Source organism: Mucilaginibacter lacusdianchii, assembly GCF_009770985.1.
GTDB classification, from domain to species: Bacteria; Bacteroidota; Bacteroidia; order Sphingobacteriales; family Sphingobacteriaceae; genus Mucilaginibacter; species Mucilaginibacter lacusdianchii.
Genome location: NZ_WSRW01000001.1, coordinates 454,487 through 476,693 on the forward strand (window position 1 = coordinate 454,487; position 22,207 = coordinate 476,693).

20 protein-coding genes and 1 tRNA gene are annotated in these 22,207 nt (G+C 42.5%); 10 read left to right on the forward strand and 11 right to left on the reverse strand.

Annotation, left to right across the window (positions count from 1 at the left end):
• Nucleotides 1-113: 113 nt before the first annotated feature.
• The gene (locus tag GPM24_RS02130; RefSeq protein ID WP_158825089.1) at nucleotides 114-410 is read right to left on the reverse strand and encodes a GIY-YIG nuclease family protein; all 297 of its coding nucleotides are present in this window, start codon (nucleotides 408-410) and stop codon (nucleotides 114-116) included.
• A gap of 181 nt (nucleotides 411-591) precedes the next feature.
• Nucleotides 592-1,782, reverse strand: coding sequence for a phosphoglycerate kinase (locus GPM24_RS02135; protein ID WP_158825090.1), 1,191 nt, complete (start codon nucleotides 1,780-1,782; stop codon nucleotides 592-594).
• A gap of 385 nt (nucleotides 1,783-2,167) precedes the next feature.
• On the opposite strand from GPM24_RS02135, the gene GPM24_RS02140 reads away from it, so the two are divergent.
• A complete protein-coding gene (locus GPM24_RS02140) occupies nucleotides 2,168-2,710 on the forward strand; it encodes a glycine zipper domain-containing protein (RefSeq protein WP_158825091.1) in 543 nt (180 codons plus the stop codon).
• Between the two features lie 105 nt (nucleotides 2,711-2,815).
• Here GPM24_RS02140 and GPM24_RS02145 read toward each other — a convergent pair whose 3' ends face one another.
• On the reverse strand, nucleotides 2,816-3,250 hold the full coding sequence (locus GPM24_RS02145) for a GNAT family N-acetyltransferase (protein ID WP_158825092.1): 435 nt from the start codon (nucleotides 3,248-3,250) through the stop codon (nucleotides 2,816-2,818).
• A gap of 235 nt (nucleotides 3,251-3,485) precedes the next feature.
• Between GPM24_RS02145 and GPM24_RS02150 the strand changes: the two genes are divergently transcribed.
• Nucleotides 3,486-4,109: a hypothetical protein gene (locus tag GPM24_RS02150; RefSeq protein ID WP_158825093.1), complete on the forward strand. Its 624-nt coding sequence runs from the start codon at nucleotides 3,486-3,488 to the stop codon at nucleotides 4,107-4,109.
• A 55-nt stretch (nucleotides 4,110-4,164) separates the two neighbouring features.
• Here GPM24_RS02150 and gap read toward each other — a convergent pair whose 3' ends face one another.
• Nucleotides 4,165-5,160: a type I glyceraldehyde-3-phosphate dehydrogenase gene (gene gap, locus GPM24_RS02155; RefSeq protein ID WP_158825094.1), complete on the reverse strand. Its 996-nt coding sequence runs from the start codon at nucleotides 5,158-5,160 to the stop codon at nucleotides 4,165-4,167.
• 156 nt (nucleotides 5,161-5,316) lie between these two features.
• Here gap and GPM24_RS02160 point away from each other — a divergent pair, with 156 nt between their 5' ends.
• Nucleotides 5,317-6,894, forward strand: coding sequence for a hypothetical protein (locus GPM24_RS02160; protein WP_158825095.1), 1,578 nt, complete (start codon nucleotides 5,317-5,319; stop codon nucleotides 6,892-6,894).
• Between the two features lie 38 nt (nucleotides 6,895-6,932).
• Here GPM24_RS02160 and obgE read toward each other — a convergent pair whose 3' ends face one another.
• The 5 genes from obgE to GPM24_RS02185 form a co-directional block, all read right to left on the reverse strand.
• Nucleotides 6,933-7,931: a GTPase ObgE gene (gene obgE, locus GPM24_RS02165; RefSeq protein ID WP_158825096.1), complete on the reverse strand. Its 999-nt coding sequence runs from the start codon at nucleotides 7,929-7,931 to the stop codon at nucleotides 6,933-6,935.
• A 155-nt stretch (nucleotides 7,932-8,086) separates the two neighbouring features.
• A complete protein-coding gene (locus GPM24_RS02170) occupies nucleotides 8,087-8,659 on the reverse strand; it encodes an adenylate kinase (RefSeq protein WP_158825097.1) in 573 nt (190 codons plus the stop codon).
• 67 nt (nucleotides 8,660-8,726) lie between these two features.
• Nucleotides 8,727-8,800: transfer RNA gene (locus GPM24_RS02175), tRNA-Arg, on the reverse strand.
• A 295-nt stretch (nucleotides 8,801-9,095) separates the two neighbouring features.
• The gene (locus GPM24_RS02180; RefSeq protein WP_158825098.1) at nucleotides 9,096-10,691 is read right to left on the reverse strand and encodes a S8 family peptidase; all 1,596 of its coding nucleotides are present in this window, start codon (nucleotides 10,689-10,691) and stop codon (nucleotides 9,096-9,098) included.
• A gap of 128 nt (nucleotides 10,692-10,819) precedes the next feature.
• Nucleotides 10,820-11,281 carry a redoxin domain-containing protein gene (locus tag GPM24_RS02185; protein ID WP_158825099.1) on the reverse strand — a complete coding sequence of 154 codons (462 nt, stop codon included), beginning with the start codon at nucleotides 11,279-11,281 and terminating at the stop codon, nucleotides 10,820-10,822.
• A gap of 142 nt (nucleotides 11,282-11,423) precedes the next feature.
• Between GPM24_RS02185 and GPM24_RS02190 the strand changes: the two genes are divergently transcribed.
• Entirely contained in the window at nucleotides 11,424-12,410 is a 987-nt protein-coding gene (locus GPM24_RS02190; protein ID WP_158825100.1) for an NAD(P)H-quinone oxidoreductase, read from the forward strand.
• A gap of 68 nt (nucleotides 12,411-12,478) precedes the next feature.
• On the opposite strand, the gene GPM24_RS02195 is transcribed toward GPM24_RS02190, so the two are convergent.
• Both GPM24_RS02195 and GPM24_RS02200 read right to left on the reverse strand, forming a co-directional pair.
• Nucleotides 12,479-13,822, reverse strand: coding sequence for an SGNH/GDSL hydrolase family protein (locus GPM24_RS02195; RefSeq protein ID WP_369409670.1), 1,344 nt, complete (start codon nucleotides 13,820-13,822; stop codon nucleotides 12,479-12,481).
• A gap of 23 nt (nucleotides 13,823-13,845) precedes the next feature.
• Entirely contained in the window at nucleotides 13,846-15,072 is a 1,227-nt protein-coding gene (locus tag GPM24_RS02200) for an OmpP1/FadL family transporter (protein ID WP_158825102.1), read from the reverse strand.
• Nucleotides 15,073-15,285: 213 nt separating this feature from the next.
• Between GPM24_RS02200 and atpD the strand changes: the two genes are divergently transcribed.
• The 6 genes from atpD to GPM24_RS02230 all read left to right on the forward strand — a co-directional run bounded on the left by atpD (nucleotide 15,286) and on the right by GPM24_RS02230 (nucleotide 22,204).
• On the forward strand, nucleotides 15,286-16,791 hold the full coding sequence (gene atpD, locus GPM24_RS02205) for a F0F1 ATP synthase subunit beta (RefSeq protein ID WP_158825103.1): 1,506 nt from the start codon (nucleotides 15,286-15,288) through the stop codon (nucleotides 16,789-16,791).
• Nucleotides 16,792-16,872: 81 nt separating this feature from the next.
• The gene (gene atpC, locus GPM24_RS02210) at nucleotides 16,873-17,121 is read left to right on the forward strand and encodes an ATP synthase F1 subunit epsilon (protein ID WP_158825104.1); all 249 of its coding nucleotides are present in this window, start codon (nucleotides 16,873-16,875) and stop codon (nucleotides 17,119-17,121) included.
• Between the two features lie 414 nt (nucleotides 17,122-17,535).
• Nucleotides 17,536-19,245: a dihydroxy-acid dehydratase gene (ilvD, locus tag GPM24_RS02215; RefSeq protein WP_158825105.1), complete on the forward strand. Its 1,710-nt coding sequence runs from the start codon at nucleotides 17,536-17,538 to the stop codon at nucleotides 19,243-19,245.
• A gap of 91 nt (nucleotides 19,246-19,336) precedes the next feature.
• Nucleotides 19,337-21,076: a biosynthetic-type acetolactate synthase large subunit gene (ilvB, locus tag GPM24_RS02220; protein WP_158825106.1), complete on the forward strand. Its 1,740-nt coding sequence runs from the start codon at nucleotides 19,337-19,339 to the stop codon at nucleotides 21,074-21,076.
• A 16-nt stretch (nucleotides 21,077-21,092) separates the two neighbouring features.
• Nucleotides 21,093-21,707: an acetolactate synthase small subunit gene (gene ilvN / locus GPM24_RS02225; RefSeq protein WP_233268710.1), complete on the forward strand. Its 615-nt coding sequence runs from the start codon at nucleotides 21,093-21,095 to the stop codon at nucleotides 21,705-21,707.
• Nucleotides 21,708-21,712: 5 nt separating this feature from the next.
• Nucleotides 21,713-22,204, forward strand: coding sequence for a DinB family protein (locus tag GPM24_RS02230; protein ID WP_158825107.1), 492 nt, complete (start codon nucleotides 21,713-21,715; stop codon nucleotides 22,202-22,204).
• Nucleotides 22,205-22,207: the final 3 nt, after the last annotated feature.

Here is a 22,207-nt window from a genome sequence, read left to right on the forward strand (position 1 = left end):
AAAGATAGCTAAACATACAAAAAAGGCAGCTTTATGGAAAGCGGCATCTATAGTGTTACCCGTTGTCATGCCGAACTTGTTTCGGCACCCCACAAGACAGGTAATCAGACTTATTATAGTTCCAGTTCATGTTTTAAGTCTTTCATCTCTACATTAACAGATTGAATCAAATTTACCTTCCATGCATGATGCCAGTTTTTCAATTGCTTTTCGCGGTCAATTGCATCTGTAATACGTTCAAAGTATTCATAGTAAACCAAATCATATAGGCGGTACTTTTTCACAAAAGCTGATCCTTCTCCATTGATATGTTGCCATATCCTGGTTCTTAAATCACTGGTAACGCCAATATAAAAAGTAGTACGATACTGATTAGACATAATATAGACATGCCCTTGTTTGTGCAGCATAATTTGCGAGATCAGCTTAATTACTTAGCATGTGGGGTGCCGAAACAAGTTCGGCATGACTGAATATATTTTCAATTTAAAATTAACAGATTTAATTACCGTTAATTTAAGAAAAAAAGGCAGTCTGTTATGTTGATAAAACATAACAGACTGCCTCTAAATCTAAGATGCTATTTATAGCTTACTCGTTAATCGCCTTCACACCCGGCAACTCTTTACCTTCCATATATTCCAGTAAAGCGCCGCCACCGGTTGAAACATAGCTTACGCCATCAACCAGGTTGAACTTGGCTACTGCTGCGGCTGAGTCGCCACCGCCTATCAACGAGAACGCACCGTTTTGAGTTGCTTTAACTACGGCTTCGGCTACGGCTTTGGTACCTTTCTCAAATTTTTCCATTTCGAAAACACCCATTGGACCGTTCCATAAAATGGTTTTTGATTCTTCTACCACTTTGGTAAAGGCAGCGATAGAATCCGGACCGATATCCAGACCCATCCAGCCTTCTTTGATATCGCTGTTTGGTGCAGTATCCGTATTGGCATCCGCCGCAAAAGCATCAGCAATGATAGAATCGGTTGGTAATAACAGGTTTACACCTTTATCTTTTGCTTTTTGAATTAAGCTTAAGGTCAAATCCAACTTATCATCTTCCACCAATGATTTACCGATGTTGCCACCTTGCGCTTTAGCAAAAGTATAAGCCATACCACCGCCGATAATCAGGTTATCTACCTTATCGAGCATGTTTTCGATCAGCAGTAGCTTATCAGATACTTTAGCACCACCCATAATGGCAGTAAAGGGTTTTGCAGCACCATTCAGTACTTTTTCGGCATTAGCGAGCTCGGCACCCATCAGGTAACCAAAATATTTAGACTCAGGGAAAAACTGGGCAATAACGGCAGTTGATGCATGTGCACGGTGTGCAGTACCAAAGGCATCGTTTACGTAAACATCGCCTAGTTTAGACAATTTCTCGGCAAAGTCTTTATCACCTTTTTCTTCTTCTTTATAAAAACGCAGGTTTTCCAACAGTAAAACTTCACCGCCTTTTAAAGCTTCAGCTTTTTCGGTAGCCTGTGTACCAATGCAATCGTCGGCAAATTGTACTTCTGTGCCTAGCAAATCAGACAAATGCGGTACAATATGTTTCAGGGAATATTTTTCAGTCGGACCTTCTTTTGGGCGTCCCAAATGCGACATCAGGATCACGGCACCACCATCATTCAAAATCTTTTTGATGGTTGGTAAAGCCGCCGTCATACGGTTATCGTCTGTAATATTATATTCTTTATCCAATGGAACGTTAAAGTCGACCCTGATAAGAGCCTTTTTTCCGGCAAAACTGATTTGATCTATTGTTTTCATGATATTGAATGTCGGTCCAAATTTATGCTGCCAAATTGAGCAATTAAATTTAAATACTGAACGCTAAATTGAAATAAAGTGTTTTAAATACACTGTGAGTGAATGTTAAGTATTCTTTGAAGGTTGTTTCGCTACTATCGTTTTTAGTGCTTTTTTAGATACCATCAGTATTTGTTTACTTACTTTGCCTACTCGTTACCGCAAAGGCAATTTCTTTTACAATAGACACATAAAAACATTATACACTTACTAACAAGTTGTAAAATAGCATATTATCAACATTGTCACTATTTTCAATAATTGGCAAACTAATTGCTAGGGTAAATTAAACCTTTGCTATTTACTTAATTCATATATTCATTTACATTACCTAAAAACAATTTTTATGATACAGGCTAAGCGTTTGTTAATAATTACAGGCATATCGGTTGGTTTGGCAGCATGTCACTCAAACCCTAATACAGTTGCAAAAAATACATCTGATACCACTGTGGTAGCTACTGTAAACAGCCCTGCTGTTAGTAACGCAGACACTGCAGGACTTGCTGCTTTTAAAGCTGAAAAGAAAGCCCGCTATGAAGATAGCTTAAAAAACGTAGGTGCTCAGCGTGAACGTGAGCAACGCCGTGCAAAAACATCTTACGCTGCTACTACGTCCAGATCAAGATCATCGTACGCTTCATCCGGCTCAAGAACATCAACTGGCACATCGGGTTATGCCAGCAGTGCAGACTACCCTACTGCTAAGAAGAAAAGCCACGCTGCACGTAACGGTGCGTTGATAGGTGCAGGTGCCGGCGCTTTAACTGGTGCACTGGTTACAAAGAAAAACAGAGGTGTAGGTGCGCTAATTGGCGGTGTTGCAGGTGGTGCCGCTGGTTTTGGTGTTGGTAAAATTGTAGAACACAAGAAAAAGAACAATCAGTAATTGATAGTTCAGATATAAAAAAAGCAACCTCAATAAGGTTGCTTTTTTTATTTATAATCATTTCGTACAATACATGTATTAACAAAATAGCTTATAAACCACAAGCTATTGTATCTTTAAATACATGACATAATGCGGGCCAATACCTGCAATCTGAAACTCATCAGAAATTACTTCAAAACCCGAGTTCTGATAAAAACTAACCGCTACTTTACGGGCATTGCACCACATATAGTTTACGCCCTGGCCTTTAAGATATACTGTGGCAAAGTTTACCAGTTGAGTGCCTAAGCCTTTACCTTGGTACGCTGGTAAAGTAGCCATCCCCCTAAGCTGGTAGCCACGACCTGCATAGGCTTTATAAATTTGAGGATGAAAGGAAACGACACCAACCAACTTTTCCTCCCGAAAATAGCCTAAATGAAAAGCGCCGGGCAAATCATCACCCGGAAAAACACATTCATGCAACTGCAGCCTGCCTTCCCTTAAAACTTCATTACGGATGGCGAGCACATCTTCGCCTGAAATAAATTTAACCATAAGTTTCAATTGCGTAAAACACGCCCCAATGTGCGAAGATAAGTACTCAAACTAATAATATAAGTTTCCATAATCTTTTACTATATGCGTCGCTTTTAAAACTTTTGGTGATAAAATCGTGAATAAACATTCAAAACTCACTATAAACAAGTGCATAAGGCCCAATACTTAAGATAGGGGCATAGCACTTGCAATACTATCAGCGGGATACACACAGATATAGAGAGATATTTTTATGAAACTATTAATTGGCGGCTGCTTCATAGCAGTTATGTTGGCGGGATGCGGAAAAGAAAAGAATGTGAAACCAACCGTCAGCAGTCGGGATATTGCTACCAGCGTACCTGTGCAAAGCACATCGGTAAACACAACTTTAACTTATAATGTCGGTTTCGAATTACCTGTACAAAAGGTAATTACATTGATTGATAAGAATACCCTGAAAATGGTTTATAACGAAACTGTTAATTTACTGGTTGATCCATCGGAGTATGATAGAGCTTGGGGCTTGCGCCTTACTGAAAATTTTTCGAGCTCGGCCCTGGCATCTTTTGATTATACCACCGTTACTAAAGAAGGCCACGTAACCAAGAACTGGGTAGATGAGAATTTAAACAACGTAATATTAAAAGGCAAAGCCGATACCAGTGTAAACGGCGTAAAAAAGGTAAAGGTAAAAATTGAACGCGCATTCACTTTTACAAAAGAATATACTACACCACAACTAGCTATTGCCGAGCAAAATGCTATACTAGCACGTCAAAACGATATCATCAGCTTTGCATCGTTTTATTATTCGGAGGATAAAAAGATATCGCCGGCTACTGCCAAAGCACAGGTGATTTATGTAAAAAATTAGGTTGTTTAATTGCAGTCATACACACAGTTATTTAAGTGTATGACTGTAATTAATTTTAATTTATTTGCTTAATTCTTTCAACCAAATCCGCCAATCGGCTCGAGTAGCCCATTTCATTATCATACCACCCTACTACTTTAACTAATCCGCCTACAATAGAGGTAAGCTGTGCATCAAAAATGCAGCTGTGCGGATTATCCAGAATATCGGTAGATACAATTGGATCTTCGGTATATTCCAAAATATTTTTCATGGCACCTTCGGCAGCTTGCTTAAAGGCAGCATTAATTTCCTCTACCGTAGTTTCCTTCTTTAAATTACAGGTAAAATCGGTTAATGAACCATTGAGCACAGGCACACGAATGCCCGCACCACCCAGCTTGCCTTCCAGATGTGGAAAGATAGAGGTGATGGCTTTAGCCGCACCAGTGGTGGTAGGAATAATAGAAGCCGACGCTGCTCTTGCCCGTCGCAAATCTTTATGCGGTGCATCGTGCAGGTTTTGGTCGCCGGTCATGGAGTGTACAGTGGTGATATAACCTTCGGTGATGCCCCAGTTATCTTCCAATACCTTTACCATAGCTGCTACGTTGTTGGTGGTGCAAGATGCGTTAGATAATATAGGCGAACGCAAATCAATTTGATTATCATTAACACCAAGCACTACAGTAGGCACACCTTTACTGCCGGCAGGTGCTGATAGAATCACTTGTTTTGCCCCGGCATCCAGGTGCTGCTGACCGCCCTGCAAAGAGGCAAACTTGCCGGTCGATTCAATAACCAGATCAATACCCAGTTCAGCCCAGGGCAAATTCACCGGTATACTCTCTGACAATACTTTAATTGCACGTCCGTTCACAATCAAAGCATTTTCTTCAGCACTTACATCGCCTTTAAAACCACGGTGCACAGAATCGTATTTAAATAAGTGGGCCAATGTGCGTGTGTCTGTGATATCGTTGATGGCCACAACTTCAATACCTGGCTTGTTTAATATATTTCGTAAAAAGATCCGGCCTATACGGCCAAACCCATTAATGGCAATTCTCATATAGTGTATTTGTGTTGCAAAACTATATAAAAATTAAAGCTTGCTTATGGTTTGAATGTCAGCTTTATAAAGGCGCATTATCCAGTAAAAATCACACAAAAACGCATTAAATCCAGATTGCTTACCTTTGCAGCTGCCATATACAAAACTTTATATATGACCTCTACCCTAGAAAAACAGTTACCGCGTATAATTTTATATATTCTAAGTACCCTTACAGTTGTATTGGGTGTTATCAGTTATATGGGGCCGCCTGCCATTTTTCCCGACCCCAGCTGGGGCTTTCAAGTAATGCGCAGCATGGAGCGGGGTGGCGGTTTTAACTTATTGATTGGCCCGAGTGCCGAAGACGTTAGCAAAAACGCGGCAGAGTTTATCTCCTGGTGGTCGCCGGGGCAATATCTTGCACCTTACCTTTTTAAAACGCTTTTTCATACCAATACCGCGCAAGCTGCTGTAATTACTGTCACGGCATGCCAGTTATTGGGGATAGCAGGTTTTTATAACTTATTTAAAAAAGTTGGCTTCAGCCGGTTGATAGCAGCCATTAGCGTAGCGGTAATTGTTTGCCAACAGTATTTTTATATACCTTATTCATTTTATAATGGCGGCGAAGTGTTGTTATTTGCTTATGCCGGATGGTTTTTGTACGGTTGTTTAAGCTTCCGCAAAATAAATGTGGGCATGCTGCTATTTATCCTGTTATCGGGTTGGGCAGGCTTTTTCTGTAAATCTTCTATGATGTGGATTTATGCGTCTGGGTTGCTGTGCTTATGGATCAACCTGTCGTACTACGAAAAAAACTGGTGGCAATGGATCAGGAACGGCATTTGGATGGCTCCACCGGCTATATTATCTGTTGCTGCCATTTACGTTTTTTATTTAAGTAAAGGCCAAACGCCTGCTTCTACCCATGCTGGTATACGCCTGGCTTGGGAAACTTTTGGTTTTCCGCTGGCCTCACCTCTTTTATCAGGTTTTTCGGTAGATGAATTAACACATGGTTTAATTTACCACCCTGATGGGCCCATGTTTTCATTACCGGTTACGTTAATTATTATATGGGCGCTGGCTATCCTGAGCATCCTCGTGGTTGTAAAATTGATAAGAACGATACCGCAAAGACACTATACTATTTTGATTGCCGTTTTTTATGTAGTATCTGTACTGTTTTTCAGCTATGCGTTTTTACGGCAACTGGCTATCTCATATGAAGGCAGGCACTTTCGTATTGTAGGCTTACTAATTATACCTGGCATCGTTTATCTGCTTAGCAATACCAAAGTTCTTTATAGGGCTGCCTTTGGTTTGATGATTGTCTTTATACTGGCGTTTAGTCTGAATAAGTTGAAAGATGAATATGCGTACAACAAAGAAGAATCTGCACATGGCACATCGGGCCTCACACAGGGCTTTATTGACCAGCCTACATTAAACTACATTATGCAACTAGACAAGCAGCAGCGGAATGCCACGTTTGTATTTGTAAGTGCCGACCTTGGATTGGAAATCAACAACAATCGCATCATCACCATTGAACCCATAGGCCACGACGTAAAAATTGATTATTATGATTATTTACATGAAGGCCACGCAGGACCACTATATATTGTACTGCCATCGGATTATGAAGAGCAAGGCCGCGATAAATTTATCATGAAATGCTTTCCTGGCTACAAAAATTTCAAAACAACCGCGCTGACGGAAGATTACACTATATATTCGGCACAATAACTAACAAAAAAGAGACACTTATCAGTGTCTCTTTTTTGTTATCGGTTAATCTCTTTCCACAATAAATCTTTTAGAGCATCTATTCCCTGCTGGGCGACAGATGAAATAAATACAGCCGGAATATCGGGCGGCAACTCCTGTTTCATTTCCTGTTTCAATTCATCGTCCAGCAAATCACTTTTGGTGATGGCCAGTACACGGGGCTTGTGAATCAGTTCGGGATTATACACTTCTAACTCGTTCAGTAAAATTTTATATTCCTCCGTAATGCTACGATTAGTATCGGCAGGTATCATAAAAAGCAAAACTGAATTACGCTCAATGTGACGCAAAAACCTAAATCCTAACCCTTTGCCTTGCGACGCACCTTCGATAATGCCTGGAATATCGGCCATTACAAACGATTTGTTATCACGATATGCCACAATACCTAAATTAGGCACAATAGTGGTAAACGCATAATCGGCAATTTCGGGTTTAGCGGCTGATACTACTGATAGCAAAGTAGACTTACCAGCATTCGGGAAACCTACCAAGCCCACATCAGCCAGTAATTTCAATTCTAATATATTCCAAACCTCTTGACCAGATTCACCAGGCTGCGCAAAGCGCGGGGTTTGCTGCGTGGCCGATTTAAAATGCCAGTTGCCTAAGCCGCCACGGCCGCCACTGGTTAATACCTTAGTTTCGCCATCGTGGGTAATTTCAAAAATCACCTCGCCGGTTTCGGCATCTTTGGCTATAGTACCTAAGGGCACTTCCAATATTTCATCACGACCGGTTTTGCCGCTACGCAGGGCGCTGCCACCCGAATCACCATCACCGGCAATAACGTGCTTGCGATATTTAAGGTGCAGCAAGGTCCACAATTGGGCGTTACCTTTCACAATAACATGACCGCCACGGCCGCCATCGCCACCATCAGGACCACCTTTTGCTGTATGTTTATCGCGATGCAAATGCGCAGATCCTGCCCCACCTTTTCCCGACCGGCAGCAAATTTTTACGTAATCAACAAAATTGGAACCTTGAGACATTTCTTTTTTCTATTTCGGATTTCGAATTTTCAAATTCGAATTCTGTAAGTTATTGTATTTCTGTTACCCGTATAAAACAACAATTTCGGATTTAAACAGTTCTGTAAAGCCCTGCTTAAATCCGAAATCGAAAAAACCCGATACTCGAATTATAATTAATATTTATCTACAACAGCACCAATAGCGGCAAAAATCTCATCGATGGAGCCTATACCGTTAATGCTGGTAAATTTATCCTGGCCTTTATAAAAATCGGCTACAGGTGCAGTTTTTTCGTTGTATTCGCGGATGCGTTTGCGGATAACCTCCGGGTTAGCATCATCCGGTCTGCCAGAATCTTTACCACGAAGTAATAAGCGGCTTTCCAGCTCTGCATCATTAACCTCTAAAGCAATCATGCCCGAAATAGCGGTGTTTTTACTTTGTAACAGCGTATCCAGTGCAGTTGCTTGTGCTACCGTGCGTGGAAAACCGTCAAAAATAAAACCTTTAGCTACAGGATTCGCATCCAGCTTATTGCTAATCATGCCAATTACTACTTCATCAGGAACTAACAAACCTTGATCCATCAGCTTTTTAGCTTCGAGGCCTAATGTGGTACCTTGTGCTATTTCGTTGCGCAGTAAATCGCCGGTTGAAAGGTGAATTAATCCGTACTTTTCGATTAGGTTTTGAGATTGAGTACCTTTCCCTGCTCCGGGAGGACCAAACAATACTAAATTCAGCATCCTTTGATTTTAAATTTAAAAAGCCTTTCTGTTTGTATCACGGAAAGGCTTTATATTTGATTTTTTGTGGACTTGAAGGGAGTCGAACCCCTAACCTTCTGATCCGTAGTCAGATGCTCTATCCAATTGAGCTACAAGTCCTCTCTGAAACGGAGTGCAAATATAGTCACATTCTGTACACTCGCAAATACTTTTTTAAATAAAGTTGCAGTTTTTGACAAAAGATGTGATTAAGTGATTGAGTTACTGGACGATTAATTTTTAAAAAAAATTCAGCCAAGTGACATCATACTCACTTTAACACTCTCTAAACAAAAAAATGTCATCTCGAACGCTAAGGAAAAATCTTTTAAGAGCGATTGATTAACCGTTTGCTCCTAAAAGATCTCTCACTGGCGTTCGAGATGACATTCTTGCTATTGAAAATCAACTGCAACTAGTAAGTAGCAGCCAGTTTTAATGCATTGTAGGTATTAACAATACCACCGGTTTTGCACAGTTCAGTAAAAGCAACTTCCCTTTCGGCCTGTCCTTCTTTTAAGGTAACGGTATGGTCAACTTTTACTACCGATTTTAAGATGATCTCTTTAACCTGCATAGCGTTTAGTTTAGGATAGTATGAACGGATCAGCGCAGCCAAACCAGCTACCACCGGTGATGCCATACTGGTGCCGCTGTTTTGCTGGTATTTAGAACCTGGCACGGTAGAATTAATATCCACGCCCGGCGCAAACACATCTACCATGGTTTTACCGTAATTAGAAAAAGATGCTTTCAGCGTTTTATCATCCAGCGGACCTGATGCGCCAACTTCAATCCAGGCGGTGGCTTTTGTACCGTCTAAATATTTAGGCGTTGGAAAGTTGGTCTCTACTTCTAAATTCAGGTTATCATTGCCGGCAGCATGCACCAATAGCACATCTTTACTAATAGCGTATTTTATTGCTTCGTCTACCACTTTTTTGTCCCAAGAGTATCCTTTGCCAAAACTCATATTAACCACCTTGGCACCGTTATCAGCGGCGTAACGAATAGCATTGGCTACGTCTTTATCACGCTCGTCGCCATCAGGCACGGTACGTACCGACATGATAACTACATTATTAGCGACACCCTTAATACCTAAATTATTATCGCGCACAGCACCAATAATACCCGCCACGTGCGACCCATGATCTGCATCCGGACCAGCCACATCGGCGTTGCCATAATTGCGCTCGCTGCTGTTGGCATAGTTATCACCTACAATAGGTCGCGGATCAAAATCAATGTTATAATGATATTTGGCTTGTGCTTCGTAGTGTTCAAAACCGTCGTCGATAGCCTGTTTCTTTAAATCCTTAAAATCTTTAAACTGTGGCAGCAATTGCGATACTACAGCAACAACACGTGTTTCGGCATCACCGGCAGGCTCAAATTTTTGAAAATCGGCCAGCGTTGGGTTTTGATTGCCCATCTTAGTCAGCACGCTTTCCAGCACTTGTTTAAAACCACCTATACCCTGCAGGCTTTGCTCGGCTTGCATACGCTTGGTAGCTACCTCTTGCTTCGCTCTTTGATATTGGCGGAATTGAACTAAGTCCTGACCCGACAACTTGGTAGAATCTGCACTGGCAAATTTAGTTTGATATGCCCGCACTACACGGGTTGCTTCTACGTTATCCCAATGCACATCGCCTTTAGCGCCGCCTATAAAGTCCCAACCATGCAGGTCATCTATATAACCGTTTTTGTCGTTGTCTTTATTATCGCCGGCTTTCTCTTTCGGATTATTCCATATCACTTGCTTTAAATCTTCGTGGTTAATATCCACACCACCGTCTATTACAGCTACCAGTACAGGTTTCGATTTTTTGCCTTTCAGCAGTTCGGCATATGCTTTTTCGGTACTGATACCAAAAGTGCTATCAGTTTTCAGATCCAGGTTTTGCCAGTTATCTTTTGGCTTAACCGGCGATTGCGCCTGTACACTTAGGGCCAGGCTTAATCCACCGGCCAACAGGAAACTTCTTAATAAGGAAGAACTATTCATTTAACTAAATTTAACTTTAAGCTATGTTTTTCAATGATAAGGAAAGCTTTTTAAATAAAAAAAGCATCATTCGCTTTACAATTGTACTGTAAACGAATGATGCTGCAAAATTGGTATATAATATCTGCTTATTTTAATAAAGCTTCAATAGCTTCAAAGTTTGGCAAATCACCAGCCGATTCCAGCACTTCTGCATAAATTACTTGTTGGTTTTCATCAATTACAAAAGCTGCACGTTTAGATACGCCTTTTAAACCAAAAACAAACTCATCATACAAAGCACCATAAGCGGCTGATACTTCTTTGTTAAAATCAGATAAAACAGGAAATTGATAATTATTTTCTTCTTTAAATTTAGCTAATGTAAAAGGCGAATCAACTGAAATGCCTAATACTTGCGCGTTTACGCCTTCATAGTAACCAAAATGATCGCGCACGGTACACAATTGGATGGTACAAACACTGGTAAAAGCTAGCGGAAAAAAGTGCAATACTACTTTTTGTCCTTTAAAATCAGCTAATGAAACTGTTTTCAGGTTAGACGCTACCAAAGTAAATTGCGGGGCCGGTTGGCCGGGTTGAACTGACATAGTTTAAATTTTTTTCAAATGAAGCATTTATTCTGCGAATGCTGTAGCAAGATGATAAATTTTGACACTTTGGCTAACATTTACTTTAGCGATTTAAACATATACTTAATGCGGTAGTTATGTAGTACTAAATGGTATTTGAATGAAAGCTATTGTGATTACCCAACCCGGCGAACCTGATGTTTTACAACTGGCAGACCGGCCCGAGCCTATACTCCAACCGCATGAGGTATTAATTAAAGTTGCAGCGGCCGGTATAAACCGCCCCGACGTTGCACAGCGGAAAGGCGCTTATCCACCACCGCCAGATGCGCCGCAGGATATACCAGGTTTGGAAGTAGCCGGCACTATAACAGCCGTGGGCGATGCCGTTGCACAATGGAAAGTTGGCGACACCGTTTGTGCACTGGTAAGCGGCGGTGGTTATGCCGAGTATTGTACCGCGCCCGAAGGCCAATGCCTGCCTGTTCCGCAAGGTTTATCCATGATTGAAGCCGCATCATTACCCGAAACTTTTTTTACCGTTTGGAGCAACGTTTTTGACCGGGTCCATTTGCAGCATGGCGAAACTTTATTAATACATGGCGGCAGCAGCGGTATTGGCGTAACAACTATACAAATGGCTAAAGCCTGGGGCTGCACTGTTTATGTAACCGCCGGCTCAGACGATAAATGCCATTTTTGTGAAGAGCTTGGTGCCGCTAAAGCGATTAATTATAAAACGGAAAACTTTGCAGATGAAATTAAACAGCTTACAGCAGGCAAAGGTGTTGATGTGATACTAGATATGATTGGCGGCGATTATACCCCAAACAACTTGCAAGCTTTGGCCGGGGATGGCCGACTGGTAATGATTAACACCATGAAGGGCAAAGATGCACAGGTTGATCTGTCGTTGGTGATGCGTAAGCGGCTAACATTAACGGGCTCTACCCTACGCCCGCGCGATACCCTTTTTAAATCGGCCATAGCTTCGGCCCTTAGGCAGCACATCTGGCCGTTTTTAGAAAGCGGCAAAATTAAGCCTGTTATCCATCAGGTGTTTCCGGCAGAAGAAGCGGCTAAAGCTCATGAGTTGATGGAAAGCAGCTCGCATATGGGTAAGATAGTTTTGCAATTTCTAGCTTAATTATATATCAAAACAAAAGCCCTTGACCAACGAAGGTCAAGGGCTTTTTAATATAAATGAGTTGTTGCTTATGGTAATTTTACACCACGATAAGCTGCCACATTAGCCAATGGGATATTAGAACCGTACTGAGCGTTGATAGCTTTGATAAACTCATTAGCCACCACCGCGTAGCCTCTTGGCGTTAGGTGTATACCATCTAACGAGAATATACCACCGCTAATAAAATCAGAGGTTAGGTTAATTCCGTCTACCGTCAAACCGTTTTTCTTGATGTTATTTAGAACGGCATATATATCTACAACAGCCAAACCTTTAGATGATGCTACAGATTTAATAGTGTTGTTATAAGAGATTACGTAATCCTGAGTCATCGCCACTTCATTGGCATCCAGCACATATTGGTTTTCAATAGGCGTGTACTGGGTTAAACCGTAAGGCAGGTTACCATAAGGTGTAGCAACCGGCTGACCAATTTTACTGGTTGGGAAAGTTAAAACCACCAAATCGGCACTGGTAGCCGGACGGGCGGCGTAAGTTGTACCGACAGCATCGGCATTAACTTTAGCGTTAACAAATAGTGCTTGTGCAGCTGGACTAGCTTTTTTTACACTGGCCAGTATAGCGTTAATAGTAACAGTATTGAAATAAGGAATAGCCGTTACATCAGGAATGGTAGCTACTGCACCTTTTTGACCGGCAAGCGTAAGTTTGTTAATAACCTGGTTATACAAGGCGCTGAATGTACCCTTATCGGTCAGTACATCACCCACACCACCCGAAGTTGCATAACCCAAAGCATCGTTATTACCTAGCCAGTTAGAAAAGAAAGTAAACGGTTTGGAGGTTACAAAATCTAGGTAGCTGGTGTTATTGCTTGGCGCATTACCGGGCAGCATGCGCTCAAAGTAACCATTCAAATTACCATATGATGGCAAGGTTGAAGTTAACAACTTAATACCCGGAACACCATAGTTGTTGATATCACCAGCATATTTAGTGTACAGTGTAACTTTTAATGTAGTGGTTGCGCTGGTAGGTACAGTAATCTGTCCTCTTATGGCAACGTTATCAGTTACGTTTGCGGTAACCGGCGTACCATCGGCACTGATACTTTTCAGCATCAAATACCCTGATCCGTTGGCTTGAGCTTCGCTAAACAGCGGTTGTACAAAAGCACCGCCGCCAATCTTTTGCATTTGCTGCGCTATGATGGCTGGGAAAGAGTTCAACTGACCCTCGCGGTACAAGCCCCCATCGGCAAAGCCAGATGTTAACGAGTTACCTACAGAAATGTACCTCGAAAAATCGGCCGAACCTTGGGTGGCAGCCGGTGTATTAATTTCGGGCTTGCATGCAGCCAAACCCATCACCCCTGCCGTAAGCAGGAAAATATTTTTTAATTGATTCATCTTCATCTAATGCTTTACAAATATTACCAGTGATAAGTAAGTGACACACCAGGAATGTATACGTTTGATTTATACGTTCCTGCTAATTGTGCTTCGATATTGGTTTGGGTGCGTTTAAATAAGTGCTCGTATTCAAAAGAAAAATCCAAATCCAGCTTGTTAGCCAATTTGTAACCCAAACCAGCAGTCAAGTAGTAACGGTTGGCATCCGGCACCTCTGGGGTTACATAACCATCCTGCGCTGCGGTTGATGCGTAACCGCCACCTCCACGGATAGCCCATTTGGTAACGGGTTTATACTCGGTACCTGCTCTCAGGCTAAAACCATCGCGGTATAAGCGCGGCGAGTGCGTATCCTGTAAGCGGGAGGTATTTTGTGCATAATCAAAATCTAATGATTTATAAACGTGCCAGGCCACCAGGTTTGCATCTAAAGCAACCGTCCATTTTTTTGATGGATAAAAGCCAAAGCCTAATGATGTAGTAGCTGGCAGCGGAATACCTGCTCTGAAGTTGTTAGGCTGCGGAAAACTTGTGGCTAATGCCGATGGTAAATTGGTAAAATAAGCATCACCGTTCTCAATAGTGGTGGTCACTTTTGAACGATAAGAAACACCAACGGTAATACCTGATTCTGTTTTCATAAACACCCCAGCATTCCACCCATAACCATGCCCGCTACCTTTTAACTGCGCCTGTCCGTCTTCACCGTTAGCGTTAGCTACCGGAATAGCACGTTTCAAATCAACAATACCGTGACTGTATACAAAACCACCGCCGATGCTAATAAAATCGGCCAGTTTAATACTGATGGTTGGCTGGAAAAAAATCGCTTTCAAATCCAAGCTCTCTAATACGTATTTGCCCTGCCAGTTGTTACCCCAATCGGTTAATCCGCCAAATGGCGTATAAACACCCAAGCCAAGTTTCCAGGCAGCAGATTTTGGCCCCCAAACAGCATAAGCATTAAAAGGCGTGGCTACTTTGTCTGAAGTGCGATATTGCACATCTGTTCCGGCCGGATTAAACACTGATTTAAACATCAACGGGCTAATGCCGGCTTGAATAGAATTTTCAGGCAGCATAGCTACTGCGCCAGGATTAAAAAATACCGAAGCACCATCCTGCACTAACCCGGTTCCGGTATGGCCCATACCAATTTGCTTTTGCCCCCCAAGGTTTACCTGAAAGCCCTGAGAAAAGGCTGCAGCAGGCAGTAAAGCCAATAAAGACAGTAAAAGTTTTCTCATAATCAGTTAATAATTAATTTAAAATTTAAAAAAGGCTGCTAAGATAATAATTTACTACACCCCACAAGTGGTATTTTTACTTAAATTTCTTTGACATAAGTACTTAAATATCCGACAGAAAGGTTAACTTTGCGCTCCAAAATAGGAGTGTGTTTATACGTAAGTACTATTCCTATTGTTTACAAACTCATTAAATAAGCACGCAAGGTATATATGCCAAACATTGGAAAAATCTCACAAATCATTGGTCCGGTAGTTGACGTAAGTTTTAGCGATGATGCACATCTTCCTAAAATCTATGATGCGCTGGAGATCACTAAAAGCAACGGACAAAAAGTTATTTTAGAAGTTCAGCAGCACCTGGGCGAAGACCGGGTACGTGCCATTGCTATGGATTCAACCGACGGATTATTACGTGGTATGCCGGTAGTTGACCAGGAAGCGCCTATCAAAATGCCTATCGGTGATGATATTAAAGGCCGTGTATTTAACGTAGTAGGTGAAGCTATTGATGGTATTCCTTCTTTGGATAGAACCAATGGCCGTCCAATCCACGCTACGCCGCCAAGATTTGAAGACTTATCAACCGAAACTGAAGTTTTATTTACTGGTATTAAGGTTATCGACTTGTTAGAGCCTTATGCAAAGGGGGGTAAAATTGGTTTGTTTGGTGGTGCCGGTGTAGGCAAAACCGTATTGATTCAGGAACTGATCAATAACATTGCAAAAGCATACTCTGGTTTGTCAGTATTTGCCGGGGTAGGTGAGCGTACCCGCGAAGGTAACGACTTACTGCGCGAGATGCTGGAATCGGGCATTATTAAATACGGCGAAGAGTTTATGCACTCAATGGAAGCCGGTGGCTGGGACCTTTCAAAAGTAGATGCTGAAGAGTTGAAAGAATCTAAAGCAACCTTTGTGTTCGGTCAGATGAACGAGCCGCCGGGTGCACGTGCACGCGTTGCGTTATCAGGCTTAACCATTGCCGAGTATTTCCGTGATGGTGATGCTGAAGGCAAAGGCCGCGATATCTTATTCTTTATTGATAACATTTTCCGCTTTACCCAAGCTGGTTCTGAAGTATCGGCGTTATTAGGCCGTATGCCATCGGCGGTAGGTTACCAACCAACCCTGGCTACCGAGATGGGTGTAATGCAAGAGCGTATTACCTCAACCAAACGCGGTTCTATCACTTCGGTACAAGCGGTATACGTACCTGCGGATGACTTGACCGACCCTGCGCCGGCTACAACCTTCGCTCACTTGGATGCTACTACCGTATTGTCTCGTAAAATTGCCGAGTTAGGTATCTACCCTGCGGTAGATCCATTGGATTCAACTTCACGTATCCTGAGCCCGGCTATTTTGGGTGACGAGCACTATAACACTGCACAACGCGTAAAAGAAATTTTGCAGCGCTACAAAGAACTGCAAGACATCATCGCAATTTTGGGTATGGACGAGTTATCTGAAGAAGATAAACTGACTGTATCCCGCGCTCGTCGTGTTCAGCGTTTCTTATCTCAGCCATTCCACGTTGCCGAGCAATTTACCGGTTTAAAAGGTGTACTGGTTGATATTAAAGAAACCATCAAAGGCTTCAACATGATTATGGACGGCGCTGTGGATGAATATCCAGAAGCGGCCTTTAACCTGGTTGGTAGCATTGAAGACGCTATTGAAAAAGGCAAGAAAATTTTAGCGGAAGCAAACTCATAAAGTTGTTGTGAGTTGTGGGCTGTGTGTTAACGGTTTAAAACGTAACATATAACTCACAACAGACAACTAACAACTCACCATATGACATTAGAAATTCTTACTCCTGATAAAAAAGTGTACGAGGGCGAAATTACTTCGGTAACCGTGCCCGGCACTATGGGATCATTCGAGATACTGAATAACCACGCTCCTATTATCTCAACTTTGGAAGACGGTAAACTAATTGTAAGAGCCGGCGGTAAAAACGAGGTATACACCATTAAAGGTGGCGTTGTTGAAGTAAACGACAATAAAGTAATGGTGCTGGCTGAAGGCATTACGCATCGTTAGAATAATGACAATTTTATAAAAAAAAGCCCGGCATGTTGCCGGGCTTTTTTTATGCACATATTTTTTAGCACTTCTCACAGAAGTTGTTGTTTTAGGCAGAAATTATAGTACAATGCTATGCATGCATAGCTAGCATACTGAATACCAATTTCAACTTTGGTATAGATGCTTAAATATATTATTCTTATTTAAACAAATAATACAAAATATAATTCTGTATATAAACAATAAATAAAATTATATTCTTATTTAAAATTCTTATTTTGTGTATTGTCAAAAAAAAACTAACTCCCTACCTTACAAATACAGATTTATAACCTAATCAGCTTTAAACTTATAGATTGATAAAAGCAACTATAACAGGTAAACATCACTATAATAAAAAGCTGAGCAGTAAAATATTTTGAACACCAAATGAGCTTGACACCAGATACCACCGAAAACGTTGAATTAAACAAGTATAGCAAAACTTTAACTGCCGACCCTACTCAGCCTGCAGCCCAAGCCATGCTTTACGGTATTGGCTTAACGGACGATGACATGAAGAAAGCTCAGGTAGGCATTGCCAGCATGGGTTACGATGGCAACCCTTGTAACATGCACCTGAATGATTTAGCTAAAGTTGTAAAGGAAGGCGTTTGGGGCGAAAACTTGGTTGGACTAATATTTAACACCATTGGTGTAAGTGATGGCATGAGCAACGGTACCGATGGTATGCGCTACTCATTAATAAGCCGTGATGTTATTGCCGACTCTATTGAGGCAGTTTGCGGTGCACAGTATTATGATGCGTTGATTACGCTGCCCGGCTGTGATAAAAACATGCCCGGTTCGCTGATTGCCATGGGCCGGTTAAACCGTCCATCAATTATGGTGTACGGTGGTACCATCAAACCAGGTCATTACAAAGGCGAAGATTTGAACATCGTATCGGCATTTGAAGCACTGGGTAAAAAAATAGCCGGTCAGCTTGATGAAATCGACTTTAAAGAAATTGTAAAAAACTCTTGCCCCGGTGCTGGTGCATGCGGTGGCATCTATACAGCCAACACCATGGCTGCAGCTATTGAGGCTTTGGGCATGAGCTTGCCTTACTCTTCATCTAACCCAGCCGTTAGTGAAGAAAAACAGGCCGAGTGTCGCGCCGCAGGTAAAGCTATTTATGAATTGCTGGAAAAAGACATCAAGCCATCAGATATCATGACCCGTAAGGCATTCGAGAATGCCATTATCACTATTATGGTGATGGGTGGCTCTACCAATGCCGTACTGCACCTGATTGCTATTGCAAAAAGCGTTAATGTGCCATTAACTATTGATGATTTTCAGGAATTGAGCAACCGTATTCCATTACTGGCCGATATGAAGCCAAGCGGTAAGTACATGATGGAAGACCTGCATAAAGTTGGTGGTGTACCGGCCGTAATGAAATATCTACTGAAACTAGGCTGGTTGCATGGCGATTGTTTAACCGTAACCGGTAAAACACTTGCCGAAAACTTGGCCGACGCCCCTGAGTTGGATTTCGAAACCCAGAAAATTATACTTCCTGTCGAAAAGGCAATCAAAGCTACTGGCCACCTACAAATCCTATATGGTAACCTGGCCGAGCGTGGCAGCGTAGCCAAAATTACCGGCAAAGAAGGCGAACGCTTTGATGGTCCGGCCCGTGTATTTGAGGGCGAGCAATCATTAATTGCCGGTATATCCAGCGGTCGTGTACAACGTGGCGATGTGGTAGTTATCCGCCACGTTGGTCCTAAAGGTGCACCGGGTATGCCCGAAATGTTGAAACCAACATCGGCCATTATTGGCGCCGGCTTAGGCAGTTCGGTAGCTTTAATTACCGATGGTCGTTTCTCGGGTGGTACGCATGGTTTTGTGGTAGGTCACATCACGCCCGAAGCTTGGGAAGGTGGCACCATCGCCTTAGTAAAAGACGGCGACCCAATTACTATCGACGCGGTAAACAATACCATCAACGTAAACATCAGCGATGAAGAACTAGCTTACCGCCGTAGCGAGTGGCAACAACCTGCCCCACCGGTAACCAAAGGTTTACTATACAAATACTTTAAACAAGTAAAAGACGCCAGCGAAGGCTGCGTAACGGATGAAGCATAATTCAGTTGTTTGTGTTGCCCGTTATCACTTGTAAACACAAACAACTAAATACATACAACACACAACAGACAACTAACTAAAAGAGAAGAATATGGAAGTTGCACAGCAAGACGTATTAACAGCACTTGAAGAGCAAGAGGCAATTGAACTTTCAGGCTCGGCTGCCTTACTGGAAGCACTAATTGTAGAGGGCGTAGATACCATTTTTGGTTATCCGGGTGGCGCTATAATGCCTATTTACGATGCTTTGTATGATTACAAAGAAAAACTCAACCATATTCTCGTCCGCCACGAGCAGGGCGGCATTCATGCCGGTCAAGGCTATGCCCGCTCATCGGGCAAAGTGGGCGTTGTATTTGCCACCAGCGGTCCGGGTGCAACTAACCTGGTAACCGGTTTGGCCGATGCACAGATAGACAGTACACCCTTGGTGTGTATCACTGGTCAGGTATTTGCCCACCTGCTAGGTACGGATGCTTTTCAGGAAACTGACGTAATTAACATCACCACCCCAGTTACCAAATGGAACTTTCAGGTAACTGATGCTAATGAAATTCCGGAAGCCATTGCCAAGGCGTTTTACATTGCCCGTACCGGCCGGCCAGGCCCTGTGCTGATTGATATTACTAAAAACGCACAGATTCAAAAATTTCAATATAAAGGCTATACGCCTTGCAACCATATCCGCAGCTACCGGCCAAAACCTATTGTTAGGCCACAATTTATAGAGCAGGCTGCACAATTAATTAACGAAGCTAAAAAGCCTTTTGTGCTTTGGGGCCAAGGCGTAATTTTAGGTAGTGCCGAAAAGGAGTTTCAGGCCTTTATTGAAAAAGCAGGCATCCCATCTGCCTGGACAATTATGGGCGTTGGCGCTATCCCTACTGACCATCCATTGAATGTAGGCATGTTGGGCATGCACGGCAATTACGGCCCTAACGTAATGACCAATGAATGCGATGTATTGATTGCCATCGGTATGCGTTTTGACGACCGGGTAACTGGCCGTTTAGACAAGTACGCCAAACAGGCTAAAGTAATTCACCTGGATATTGACCCAGCCGAGATTGACAAAAACGTACAAACCACTGTAGCCGTTTGGGGCGACTGCAAAGAAACTTTACCCCTGCTTACCCAACTGGTTGAAGCAAAGCAACACACCGAATGGCTGGAAAAATTCAATGATTTTGCCCGCCGCGAAAACGAGGCCGTGATTGATGCCGAACTGCACCCTACTGAAGGCGAAATGACCATGGGCGAAGTGGTTGACCAATTAAATAAACTAACCAACGGCGATGCTATCATTGTAACCGACGTAGGTCAGCATCAGATGGTAGGCTGCCGTTATGCCAAGTTTAACCAAACCCGCAGCAATGTTACCAGCGGTGGCTTAGGTACGATGGGCTTTGCATTGCCGGCAGCTATAGGCGCTAAGTTTGGCGACCAAAACCGCACGGTGGTAGCCATTATTGGCGACGGCGGTTTCCAAATGACCCTTCAGGAACTGGGCACCATTATGCAAAGCGGTGTTGATGTAAAAATCATGATTTTGAACAACCGCTTCTTAGGCATGGTTCGCCAGTGGCAAGAGTTGTTTAATGAGCGCCGCTACTCATTCGTAGATATTCAAAGTCCTGATTTTGTACAAGTGGCTAAAGGCTACGGTATTGCCGGTCGTTGTATATCAGAGCGAGAAGACTTGCAAACCGCTTTAAAAGAAATGCTGGAGCACACAGGCTCGTACCTGCTCGAAGTAATGGTAACCAAAGAAAATAACGTATTCCCGATGGTACCACAGGGATGTAGTGTTAGCGAAATCAGATTAAAATAATCCACAACCAACTATCATGAGCACCCCAGATAACATGCCGCAAGGCAAGCAGGAATACAACATCACGGTTTATACCGAAAACCAAATTGGTTTACTGAACCGAATTGCGATTATCTTTACCCGTCGTAAAATAAATATCGAGAGCTTAAACACCTCTCCTTCTGAAATAGACAGCATTTACCGCTTTAACATTGTGGTAAATGAAACAGAAGACGTAGTACGTAAGGTAGCCCGCCAGATTGAAAAGCAGGTGGAAGTATTGAAAGTATACTACCATACCAATGCCGATGTGATTTGGCAGGAGATGGCCCTTTACAAAGTACCGGCTGATATCATCGCCGAAAAAGCTCCGGTTGAGCGTTTGCTACGCGAAAACGGTGCCCGTGCGGTTGTGATTCGTAAAGACTATGTGGTGTTCGAAACCACCGGTCACCGTGAGGAAACGGATAACTTAATTAACGTATTGCAACCTTACGGTTTAATTGAATTTGTGCGTAGCGCCCGAATTGCTATCATCAAAGGCAGCGAAGGCTTTAATGCTAAACTTCGCGAATTTGAAGAGCAGCAGCCTGGCGAAGAGGTAAGCGAAAACGAGTACTTGAACCAGCGCGACAAAGTATTTACAATGTAATAAGCATGGGATTTTCACTCGACATAGCCAAACACACCCGTTTAAACTTCATCAAACTGATGGATGGTTTAAGCATTGAGCAATTAAATTTTATCCCGGAAGGATATACCAACAACATTGCCTGGAACTTTGCACACATAGTAGCCGCACAGCAAACGTTATGCTACGTAAGAGGACATGTATCAACCCGTATGCCTATAGACAAAGTAACCAAATATCAAAAAGGTAGCGCACCCGAAGGGTTTATCAGTGAAGAAGAATTAGCCTATTATAAAGATCAGGCTTTTGTGCTGCTGGATAAGTTAAAGGCAGATGTTGCCGCTAATCTATTCACCAGTTATGAAAGAGTGACAACAGCATTCGGCGTTACCATCAACAACATAAATGGTGCAATAACCTACTTTACAACGCATGATACCCTGCATCTGGGTTATGCACAAGCATTGCGAAGGGCAGTGATAAATAGCGAAAAAGCTATTGAAAGCAGCATTTACTAATAT

Excerpts from the sequence above, each read along its gene's own strand:
- GPM24_RS02130 (WP_158825089.1), bottom strand. The coding sequence starts at position 410 with ATGCTGCACAAACAAGGGCATGTCTATATTATGTCTAATCAGTATCGT.
- GPM24_RS02135 (WP_158825090.1), bottom strand. The coding sequence starts at position 1,782 with ATGAAAACAATAGATCAAATCAGTTTTGCCGGAAAAAAGGCTCTTATC.
- GPM24_RS02140 (WP_158825091.1), top strand. The coding sequence starts at position 2,168 with ATGATACAGGCTAAGCGTTTGTTAATAATTACAGGCATATCGGTTGGT.
- GPM24_RS02145 (WP_158825092.1), bottom strand. The coding sequence starts at position 3,250 with ATGGTTAAATTTATTTCAGGCGAAGATGTGCTCGCCATCCGTAATGAA.
- GPM24_RS02150 (WP_158825093.1), top strand. The coding sequence starts at position 3,486 with ATGAAACTATTAATTGGCGGCTGCTTCATAGCAGTTATGTTGGCGGGA.
- gap (WP_158825094.1), bottom strand. The coding sequence starts at position 5,160 with ATGAGAATTGCCATTAATGGGTTTGGCCGTATAGGCCGGATCTTTTTA.
- GPM24_RS02160 (WP_158825095.1), top strand. The coding sequence starts at position 5,317 with ATGACCTCTACCCTAGAAAAACAGTTACCGCGTATAATTTTATATATT.
- obgE (WP_158825096.1), bottom strand. The coding sequence starts at position 7,931 with ATGTCTCAAGGTTCCAATTTTGTTGATTACGTAAAAATTTGCTGCCGG.
- GPM24_RS02170 (WP_158825097.1), bottom strand. The coding sequence starts at position 8,659 with ATGCTGAATTTAGTATTGTTTGGTCCTCCCGGAGCAGGGAAAGGTACT.
- GPM24_RS02180 (WP_158825098.1), bottom strand. The coding sequence starts at position 10,691 with ATGAATAGTTCTTCCTTATTAAGAAGTTTCCTGTTGGCCGGTGGATTA.
- GPM24_RS02185 (WP_158825099.1), bottom strand. The coding sequence starts at position 11,281 with ATGTCAGTTCAACCCGGCCAACCGGCCCCGCAATTTACTTTGGTAGCG.
- GPM24_RS02190 (WP_158825100.1), top strand. The coding sequence starts at position 11,424 with ATGAAAGCTATTGTGATTACCCAACCCGGCGAACCTGATGTTTTACAA.
- GPM24_RS02195 (WP_369409670.1), bottom strand. The coding sequence starts at position 13,822 with ATGAATCAATTAAAAAATATTTTCCTGCTTACGGCAGGGGTGATGGGT.
- GPM24_RS02200 (WP_158825102.1), bottom strand. The coding sequence starts at position 15,072 with ATGAGAAAACTTTTACTGTCTTTATTGGCTTTACTGCCTGCTGCAGCC.
- atpD (WP_158825103.1), top strand. The coding sequence starts at position 15,286 with ATGCCAAACATTGGAAAAATCTCACAAATCATTGGTCCGGTAGTTGAC.
- atpC (WP_158825104.1), top strand. The coding sequence starts at position 16,873 with ATGACATTAGAAATTCTTACTCCTGATAAAAAAGTGTACGAGGGCGAA.
- ilvD (WP_158825105.1), top strand. The coding sequence starts at position 17,536 with ATGAGCTTGACACCAGATACCACCGAAAACGTTGAATTAAACAAGTAT.
- ilvB (WP_158825106.1), top strand. The coding sequence starts at position 19,337 with ATGGAAGTTGCACAGCAAGACGTATTAACAGCACTTGAAGAGCAAGAG.
- ilvN (WP_233268710.1), top strand. The coding sequence starts at position 21,093 with ATGAGCACCCCAGATAACATGCCGCAAGGCAAGCAGGAATACAACATC.
- GPM24_RS02230 (WP_158825107.1), top strand. The coding sequence starts at position 21,713 with ATGGGATTTTCACTCGACATAGCCAAACACACCCGTTTAAACTTCATC.